Below are 9,918 nucleotides of genomic sequence, written 5' to 3' on the forward strand. Positions count from 1 at the left end.
GATCATGGCCGACCTGAAGAAGGGCGCCAAGTTCGAGGACATCGCCAAGAAGCAGAGCAAGGACCCGGGATCGGGCGCCAACGGCGGCGATCTCGACTGGGCCAACCCCGCGAGCTTCGTGCCCGAGTTCTCCGAGGCGATGATCAAGCTCAAGAAGGGCGAGACCACGCCCGCCCCCGTCAAGACGCAGTTCGGCTATCACATCATCCGCGTCGACGACGTCCGCCAGGCGCAACTGCCGAAGCTGGAAGAAGTGCAGCCGCAGATCACGCAGCAGCTGCAGCAGCAGCGCCTGCAGAAGTACCAGGAAGAGCTGCGCGCGAAGGCCAAGGTCGAGTAAGCCTCGGGCCTCCTGCCCCATGAAAAAAGCGGCCCACGGGCCGCTTTTTCGTTCCGGGCTCTTTCTTTCAGCCCACCCAGCGGCGCGCATTGCGCCAGATCCGCATCCAGGGGCTCAGCTCGCTCTTGTCGCCGCCGGTCCAGCTCATCTGGATGTTGCGGAACACGCGCTCGGGGTGCGGCATCACGGCGGTGAAGCGGCCGTCCGGCGTGGTCACCGAAGTCAGGCCGCCGGCGCTGCCGTTCGGGTTGAACGGGTACTGCTCGGTCGGCTTGCCGTGGTTGTCCACGAAGCGCATGGCGGCAATGGCCTTGGCGGCATCGCCGCGGTGTTTGAAGTTGGCATAGCCCTCGCCGTGCGCCACCGCGATCGGCAGGCGGCTGCCGGCCATGCCCTCAAAGAAGAGGCTCGGCGATTCGAGCACCTCGACCATCGACAGGCGCGCCTCGAAGCGTTCGCTCTGGTTGGTGGTGAAGCGCGGCCAGGCCTCGGCGCCAGGAATGATGTCGGCCAGTTCGGCGAACATCTGGCAGCCGTTGCACACGCCCAGGCCGAAGGTGTCTTCGCGGCCGAAGAAGGCCTTGAACTGCTCGGCGAGTTTCGGGTTGAAGGTGATGCTGCGCGCCCAGCCGATGCCGGCGCCCAGCGTGTCGCCGTAGCTGAAGCCGCCGCAGGCCACCACGCCCTTGAAGTCGGCGAGGTCCGCCCTGCCGGCCTGCAGGTCGGTCATGTGGACGTCGAAGGCCTCGAAGCCAGCCTCGGTGAAAGCGTAGGCCATCTCGACATGCGAGTTGACGCCCTGCTCGCGCAGGATGGCGACCTTGGGGCGGTTCTGAAGGATAGCGGGGGCGTTGAGGCTGCTGCCCTCACCCCGGCCCTCTCCCGGAGGGAGAGGGAGGAAGACGTGCATGCCCGGGTCCGAAGGATCGCCGGCCGCGGCGTGCTCGGCATCGGCGCAGGCCGGGTTGTCGCGCTCGCGGGCGATCTTCCAGCTGACCGAATCCCACACTTGGTGCAGGTCGTGCAGCGTTGCGCTGAACACCGACTTGGCGTCGCGCCAGACTTCGAGCTTGCCCTTGCCGGCATCCATCGCGGAGCTGGCGGGCCGCGTCTTGCCGACGAAGTGGCTATGGGCGCTGAGGCCGTGGGCGCGCAGCACCTGCATCACCTCGTTGCGTTCGGCCGTGGGCACCTGCAGCACCATGCCGAGCTCTTCGTTGAACAGCGCCTTGAGCGTGAGCTCCTCGCGCCGCGCGCTGACCTGCTGCGCCCAGTTCTTGGCGTCGCCGGTTTCCATGCGGCTGTCGGAAATGCCGTCGCCTTCGGTGACCAGCATGTCGACGTTGAGCGCCACGCCCACGTGGCCCGCAAAGGCCATCTCGCAGGCGGTGGCGAACAGGCCGCCGTCACTGCGGTCGTGCATGGCCAGGATCTTGCCGTCGGCGCGCAGCGCGTTCACGGCATTGACCAGCGCAACGAGCTGCGCGGGGTCGTCGAGGTCGGGCACCGTGTCGCCGCTCTGGTTGAGCGTCTGCGCAAGGATGCTGCCGGCCATGCGGTGCTGGCCGCGGCCCAGGTCGATCAGCACCAGCGTGGTGTCGGCCTCTTGTGCATCGAGCTGCGGCGTGAGCGTGCCGCGCACGTCGGCCAGCGTGGCGAAGGCGGTCACGATCAGGCTCACGGGCGAGGTGACCTTCCGGGCTTCGCCGCCATCCTTCCACTGCGTGCGCATCGACAGCGAATCCTTGCCGACCGGAATCGACACGCCGAGTGCCGGGCACAGCTCCAGGCCCACGGCCTTGACGGTTTCGTACAGCGCGGCATCTTCACCGGGCTCGCCGCAGGCGGCCATCCAGTTGGCCGACAGCTTCACGCGCGAGAGCTCGATCGGCGCGGCCAGCAGGTTGGTGATGGCCTCGGCCACGGCCATGCGGCCCGAGGCCGGCGCATCGAGCGCGGCCAGCGGCGTGCGCTCGCCCATGCTCATCGCCTCGCCGGCAAAGCCCTTGTAGTCGGCCAGCGTCACGGCGCAGTCGGCCACCGGCACCTGCCAGGGGCCGACCATCTGGTCGCGGTGGCTCAGGCCGCCCACGGTGCGGTCGCCGATGGTGATGAGGAAGCGCTTGGAGGCCACGGTCGGGTGCGACAGCACGTCGATGGCGGCCTTCTGCAGGTCGACGCCCGTGAGGTCGAGCGGCTTGAAGGTGCGGGCGACGCTCTTCACGTCGCGGTGCATCTTGGGCGGCTTGCCGAGCAGCACGTCCATCGGCATGTCGACGGGCTGCGGCGTGTCCTCGCTGCGCGCGGCGCCTTCGTCGGCCACCAGCAGCTGGCGCTCTTCGGTCGCCACGCCCACCACCGAGAACGGGCAGCGCTCGCGCTCGCAGAAGGCCTTGAACTGTTCGAGCGATTCGGGCGCGATGGCCAGCACGTAGCGCTCCTGGCTTTCGTTGCACCAGATTTCCTTCGGTGCCATGCCCGACTCTTCGAGCGGCACCGCGCGCAGGTCGAAGCGCGCGCCGCGGCCGGCGTCGTTGGTCAGTTCGGGGAAGGCATTGCTCAGGCCGCCCGCCCCCACGTCGTGGATCGCAAGGATCGGGTTGGCCGCGCCCTGCTGCCAGCAATGGTTGATGACCTCCTGCGCACGGCGCTCGATCTCGGGGTTGCCGCGCTGCACCGAGTCGAAGTCGAGCTCGGCCGCGTTGGCGCCCGTGGCCATGGAACTTGCGGCGCTGCCGCCCATGCCGATGCGCATGCCGGGCCCGCCGAGCTGGATCAGCAGCGAGCCGGCCGGGAACTGGATCTTCTTCGTCTGCGTGGCGTCGATGCTGCCAAGGCCGCCCGCGATCATGATGGGCTTGTGGTAGCCGCGCTGCACCGTGTCGACGTCGCTCGCCACGGTCTGCTCGTATTCGCGGAAGTAGCCCAGCAGGTTCGGCCGGCCGAACTCGTTGTTGAACGCGGCGCCGCCCAGCGGGCCCTCGGTCATGATCTGCAGCGGGCTCGCGATGTGCTCGGGCTTGCCGTAGTGGCCCTCTTCGGGCCAGAGCTTCGACACCGTGAAGCCGGTCAGGCCGGCCTTGGGCTTGGAGCCGCGGCCGGTGGCGCCTTCGTCGCGGATCTCGCCGCCCGCGCCGGTCGAGGCGCCCGGGAACGGCGAAATGGCGGTCGGATGGTTGTGCGTCTCGACCTTCATCAGCACATGGCTCAGCGCGCTATCTTTTTGATAGCTCTGCGAATCCGAAGCCGGAATGAAGCGCTCGAGCGTCGTGCCCTCCATCACCGAGGCGTTGTCGGCATAGGCGATGACGGTGTGCTGCGGATTCTGCTTCTCGGTGTGGCGGATCATCGAGAACAGGCTTTGCGGCTGGGCCTGGCCGTCGATGGCGAAGCTGGCGTTGAAGATCTTGTGGCGGCAGTGCTCGCTGTTGGCCTGCGCGAACATCATCAGCTCGACGTCGCTCGGGTTGCGCCCGAGCCGGGTGAAGGCTTCGACCAGGTAGTCGATTTCGTCTTCCGCCAGCGCCAGCCCGAAACCCGTGTTGGCCGCCACCAGCGCAGCGCGGCCGCCGCCCTGCACGTCGACCAGCGCCATCGGCTGGGCCGGCAGTTCGCTGAACAGGCTGGCGGCCTGCTCGACGCTGGCCAGTACCGATTCGGTCATGCGGTCGTGCAGCGGGCCGGCCACGGCCGCCAGCAGGTCGCCCTCGAGCACGGGCGCCTTGCCGATCAGCGGGGCCTTGAGCTTCAGGTGGTACTGGGTGACCCGCTCGACCCGGCGCAGCGCCAGGCCGCAGTTGTGGGCGATGTCGGTGGCCTTGGAGGCCCAGGGCGACACGGTGCCCAGGCGCGGCGTGACGACCACCGAGGCGCCCGCCTTGGCCGGAGCCTCGAAGGGCTCGCCGTAGGCCAGGAGCGCGGCAAAGCGCTCGTGGCCGGCCGCGTCGAGCGCCGCATCGGTGACCACCAGGTGGACGAAACGGGCACTGACGCCCTCGATGCGCGCATCAATCGCCTGCAGCTTCGGCAGCAGCTGCCGCGCGCGGAAATCGCTGAGTGCGCTGCCGCCCTCGAAAAAGGTTACGACGGGAAGGGCTTGAGGTGCGGGCTGCGTCACGGTCGGATGGGCCTGGGGCCGCGTTGGGAATCAAGAAATCTGGGCGAATGGCCGCTGACTGGGGTCATCCGCGTTAACCCGGAATTTTAGGCCATCGCCGGGCCGCCCCAAGATGGCGGCCCCCTCGGGGGGCAGCGGGGCACGAAGTGCTCCGCGTCGGGGGCAGGTTCTTCTGCTGAATGGGATAATTCCACGATGAGCATTACCTACAAAGACGCCGCAGGCATCGAAGCCATGCGCGTCGCCTGCCGCCTGGCCTCCGAGGTGCTGGACTACCTCACGCCCCTCATCAAGCCCGGCATCACCACGAACGACGTCGACCGCCTGGCCGCCGAATACATGGTCAAGCAGGGCACCACCTCGGCCACCGTGGGCTACATGGGCGCGAGCAGCGTGCCCTTCCCGAAGTCGCTCTGCACCTCGGTGAACCACGTGGTCTGCCACGGCATTCCCAATGACAAGCCCTTGAAGAAGGGCGACATCATGAACGTCGACGTGACCGTCATCAAGGACGGCTGGTTCGGCGACAACAGCCGCATGTACATCATCGGCGATGCCTCCATTGCCGCCAAGCGGCTGTGCAGCATCACCTTCGAAGCCATGTGGCACGGCATCCTGCAGGTGCGCCCGGGCGCCCACCTGGGCGACGTCGGCCACGCGATCCAGAAATTCGCCGAAGGCCAGGGCTATTCGGTGGTGCGCGAATTCTGCGGCCACGGCGTGGGCCAGCGCTTTCACGAAGAGCCGCAGGTGYTGCACTACGGCCGGCCGGGCACGCTGGAAGAACTCAAGCCCGGCATGATCTTCACCATCGAGCCGATGATCAACGCCGGCAAGCGCGAGGTGAAGGAAGACTTCAAGGGCGGCCAGTACGACGGCTGGACCATCGTCACGCGCGACCATTCGCTGTCGGCGCAATGGGAACACACGGTGCTGGTCACCGAAACGGGCTACGAGGTGCTCACGCTGTCCGAAGGCAGCCCACCCCTGCCCTCGTTCGTCACTTCCACGAAAACGTGAGCCGCGCGAGCGGCGCACGGCTCCGGACACTGCCGTGATCGAACCCGCCAAGATCGATGTTGCCACCTTGCGCGAGGCCTATCGCGCCAGGAAGCTGGCGCTGTTCGACACCCTGCGCTTTGCGCGCGCGCCCACGCGCAGCGTGCACACGGTGCTGCGGCAGCTCTCGGCGCTGGCCGACCAGACGCTGTGCACGCTCTGGCGCGAGGCCGATTTCGGCGACGCGCTCGCGCTGGTGGCCGTGGGCGGCTTCGGCCGCGGCGAGCTGTTTCCCTACTCCGATGTCGACGTGCTGCTGCTGCTGCCGCCCGAGGGCGAGGCCGGCGCGATCGATCCTGCGCGCATCGAGGCCTTCATCGGCCACTGCTGGGACGCGGGGCTCGAGATCGGCTCCAGCGTGCGCACCGTCGACGAGTGCCTGGCCGAAGCCGAGAAGGACGTCACGGTCCAGACCTCGCTGCTCGAATCGCGGCTGATCACGGGCGACAAGAAGCTCTTCGTGGGCTTCCGCCGGCGCTTTGCACGCGCCATCGATCCGCAGGCCTTCTTCGTGGCCAAGTCGCAGGAAATGCGCCACCGCCACCAGAAGTTCGACAACACGCCCTACGCGCTCGAACCCAACTGCAAGGAATCGCCGGGGGGCCTGCGCGACCTGCAGACCATCCTCTGGATGACCAAGGCCGCGGGCTTCGGCAGCCGCTGGGACGACTTGGCCAAGAACGGCCTGGCCACCTCGTTCGAGGCACAGCAGATCAAGCGCAACGAAGCGCTGCTCTCGCTGATCCGCGCGCGCCTGCACGTGATTGCCAACCGGCGCGAGGACCGCCTGGTGTTCGACCTGCAGACCGCGGTGGCGGCAAGCTTCGGCTATGAAAGCGAATCGCAGCGCAAGTCGAGCGAGGCGCTGATGCGGCGCTACTACTGGGCGGCCAAGGCGGTGTCGCAGCTCAACCAGATCCTGCTGCTGAACATCGCGGAGCGGCTGCAGCCGGTGGACGAGCAGCACACGCCGATCAACGAACGCTTCTTCGAGCGCGCGGGCCTCATCGAGATTGCGAGCGACGACCTCTACGAGCGCGAGCCGCACGCCATTCTCGAAACCTTCCTGCTCTACCAGAAGACCATCGGCGTGAAGGGCCTGTCGGCGCGCACGCTGCGCGCGCTCTACAACGCGCGCCACGTGATGGACAGCAAGTTCCGCAACGACCCGGTCAACCACCAGACCTTCATGCGCATCCTGCTGCAGCCCTACGGCATCACGCATGCGTTCCGGCTCATGAACCAGACCTCGGTGCTGGGGCGCTACCTGCGGGTGTTCCGCAGCATCGTGGGGCAGATGCAGCACGACCTGTTCCACGTGTACACGGTGGACCAGCACATCCTGATGGTGCTGCGCAACGTGCGGCGCTTCTTCATCGCCGAGCATGCGCACGAGTACCCGTTCTGCTCGCAGCTTGCGGCGGGCTGGGACAAGCCATGGATCCTCTACGTGGCGGCGCTGTTCCACGACATCGCCAAGGGCCGCGGCGGCGACCATTCCACGCTCGGCGCACGCGACGTGCAGCGCTTCTGCAAGCAGCACGGCATCGCGCGCGAGGATTCCAGGCTGATCGAATTCCTGGTGGCGGAGCACCTGGTGATGAGCCAGGTCGCGCAGAAGCAGGACCTGAGCGACCCCGAGGTGATCGGCGCCTTCGCCAGGCGCGTGGGCAACGAGCGCTACCTCACGGCGCTCTACCTGCTGACGGTGGCCGACATCCGCGGCACCTCGCCGCGCGTGTGGAATGCCTGGAAGGGCAAGCTGCTCGAAGACCTGTACCGCTACACGCTGCGCGCGCTCGGCGGCCGCATGCCCGACCCCGACGCCGAGGTGGAATCGCGCAAGCGCGAGGCGCTGGTGCAGCTGGCCCTGCACGCGCAGCCCTTCGAGGCCCACAAGGCCCTGTGGGCCACGCTCGACGTCGGCTACTTCATGCGCCATGAAGCCACCGAGATCGCCTGGCATGCCAAGCAGCTCTCGCGCTTCGTGCCGCCGCCCAACGTGCCCATCGACCCCAAGGCGCCGCCGATCGTGCGGGCCCGCCTTTCGCCGGTGGGCGAAGGCCTGCAGGTGGTGGTCTACACGCCCGACCAGCCCGACCTCTTCGCGCGCATCTGCGGCTACTTCGACCAGGCTTCGTTCAGCATCCTCGATGCGAAAGTGCACACCGCGACCAACGGCTACGCGCTCGACACGTTTCAGGTGGTGACCACCTTCCTGCCCGATCACTACCGCGATCTCATCAGCATGGTGGAGTCGGGCCTGGCGCAGACGCTGACCGAAGCCGGCCCCCTGCCCCCGCCCAGCGTGGGCCGCGTGTCGCGGCGCGTGCGCAGCTTTCCGATCAAGCCGCGCATCAGCCTTTTGCCCGACGACAAGGCGCAGCGCTGGCTGCTCAACATCTCGGCCAGCGACCGCGCCGGGCTGCTCTATTCGGTGGCGCGCGTGCTCGCCCGGCATCACCTGAACCTGCAGCTCGCCAAGGTCACGACGCTCGGCGAGCGCGTGGAAGACACCTTCCTGATCAGCGGGCCCGAATTGCAGGGCCAGAAGACGCAGCTGGCCATCGAGACCGACCTGATGGAAGCGCTGGCCTCCTGAGGCCCGCTTGCCGCTTGTTTCATCCGCAGGCGCATCCTGCGGCATGATGGTGCCGACTCTTGTTTCAACTCGAACGGCAACCCTCGACATGAGCCAGAAAACCAATCCCCTCGCAGGCCAGCCCGCACCGCTGGACCTGCTCGTCAATGTCCCGCGCCTCGTCTCGGCCTACTACACGGGCCGGCCCGATCCCTCGGTGCCCGCGCAGCGCGTGGCCTTCGGCACCTCGGGCCACCGCGGCTCCTCCTTCGACAACGCGTTCAACGAATGGCATGTGCTGGCCATGAGCCAGGCCATTGCCGACTACCGGCGCCAGAAGGGCATCGACGGCCCGCTGTTCCTCGGCATCGACACGCATGCGCTTTCCACGCCCGCCTTCAACAGCGCGGTGGAAGTGCTGGCGGCCAACGGCGTCGAGCTGATGCTCTCGAAGGACGACGAGTACACGCCCACCCCCGCCGTCTCGCATGCGATCCTGGTCTACAACCGCGGTCGCACGGCGGGGCTGGCCGACGGCATCGTGATCACGCCTTCGCACAACCCGCCCGAAAGCGGCGGCTTCAAGTACAACCCGCCCAATGGCGGCCCCGCGGGCACCGACATCACCTCGGCGGTCGAAGCCGCGGCCAATGCCTTTCTTGCGGCGGACCTCAAGGGCGTGAAGCGCCTGCCGCTCGCCCAGGCGCTGCGCGCCCCGACCACGCACCGCCACGACTACCTCAACACCTACGTCGAAGACCTCGCGCAGGTGCTCGACATGGATGCGATCCGCGGCGTGGAGATCGACCTGGGTGTCGACCCGCTGGGCGGCGCGGGCGTGCGCTACTGGCCGGCCATCGCCGAGCGCTACAAGCTCGGGCGGCTCAATGTGCTGAGCCAGGAGGTCGACCCCACCTTCCGCTTCATGTCGCTCGACTGGGACGGCCGCATCCGCATGGACCCGTCGTCGCCCGACGCCATGCACCAGCTGATCGGCCTGCGGGAGCGCTTCGGCATTGCCTTTGCCTGCGACACCGACCATGACCGCCACGGCGTCGTCACGCGCAGTGCGGGGCTGCTGCCGCCCAACAACTACCTGGCGGTGATGGTCGACTACCTCTTCACGCACCGGCCGCAGTGGGCGGCGCATGCGGCCGTGGGCAAGACGGTGGTCAGCAGCCAGATGATCGACCGCGTGGCCGCCCGGCTGGGCCGCAGGCTGTACGAGGTGCCGGTCGGCTTCAAGTGGTTCGTCGACGGGCTGGTGGATTCGTCGCTGGGCTTTGGCGGCGAGGAAAGCGCGGGCGCTACCTTCCTGCGGCGCGACGGCACGGTATGGACCACCGACAAGGACGGCATCGTGCCCGCCCTGCTCTCGGCCGAGATTGCCGCGCGCACCGGGCGCGATCCCGGCGAACGCTTTGCCGAACTGGCGCAGGCGCTGGGCCAGCCGGTGGCCAATCGCGTGGATGCGGCGGCCACCGTCGAGCAGAAGAAGAAGCTCTCGAGCCTGTCGCCGCAGCAGGTGCTGTCCACCGAGCTTGCCGGCGAGAAGATCCAGGAGGTGCTGAGCCACGCACCCGGCAACGGCGCGGCCATCGGCGGCGTGAAGGTGGTCACCGAGAACGGCTGGTTCGCCGCGCGGCCCTCGGGCACCGAGAACATCTACAAGATCTACGGCGAGAGCTTTCTCGGCGCCGAGCACCTGGGCCGCATCCTCGAGGAGGCGCAGCTGCTGGTCGACAAGGCGCTGGCGGGCTGAGTGCGGCCGGCGCGTTCAACGCGCGCCCTCTCCCAGCCGCCGCTCGAGCCACACGCTGT

5 protein-coding genes are annotated in these 9,918 nt (G+C 68.0%); 4 read left to right on the forward strand and 1 reads right to left on the reverse strand.

The genetic code is table 11. The features are described from left to right. On the forward strand, positions 1-340 hold a 340-nt coding region (locus tag AC1DOC_RS07050), incomplete at its 5' end, for a peptidylprolyl isomerase (RefSeq protein WP_478129586.1). Between the two features lie 67 nt (positions 341-407). On the opposite strand, the gene purL is transcribed toward AC1DOC_RS07050, so the two are convergent. Further along, positions 408-4,457: a phosphoribosylformylglycinamidine synthase gene (gene purL, locus AC1DOC_RS07055; protein WP_478080386.1), complete on the reverse strand. Its 4,050-nt coding sequence runs from the start codon at positions 4,455-4,457 to the stop codon at positions 408-410. A gap of 195 nt (positions 4,458-4,652) precedes the next feature. Here purL and map point away from each other — a divergent pair, with 195 nt between their 5' ends. From map to pgm, 3 genes are all read left to right on the forward strand, one after another. Beyond that, positions 4,653-5,477, forward strand: a complete 825-nt coding sequence (map, locus tag AC1DOC_RS07060; protein WP_018904501.1) for a type I methionyl aminopeptidase — start codon at positions 4,653-4,655, stop codon at positions 5,475-5,477. A gap of 34 nt (positions 5,478-5,511) precedes the next feature. Beyond that, complete coding sequence (locus AC1DOC_RS07065) at positions 5,512-8,118, forward strand: [protein-PII] uridylyltransferase (RefSeq protein ID WP_012748044.1); 2,607 nt, start codon at positions 5,512-5,514, stop codon at positions 8,116-8,118. An 88-nt stretch (positions 8,119-8,206) separates the two neighbouring features. Next, positions 8,207-9,859 carry a phosphoglucomutase (alpha-D-glucose-1,6-bisphosphate-dependent) gene (gene pgm / locus AC1DOC_RS07070; RefSeq protein ID WP_018904503.1) on the forward strand — a complete coding sequence of 551 codons (1,653 nt, stop codon included), beginning with the start codon at positions 8,207-8,209 and terminating at the stop codon, positions 9,857-9,859. Positions 9,860-9,918: the final 59 nt, after the last annotated feature.

It is taken from the genome of Variovorax sp. 01T439_2 (genome assembly GCF_056398445.1).

What these genes read in the sequence shown, in the direction of transcription:
- pgm (WP_018904503.1), top strand. Translation starts at nt 8,207, where the DNA reads ATGAGCCAGAAAACCAATCCCCTCGCAGGCCAGCCCGCACCGCTGGAC.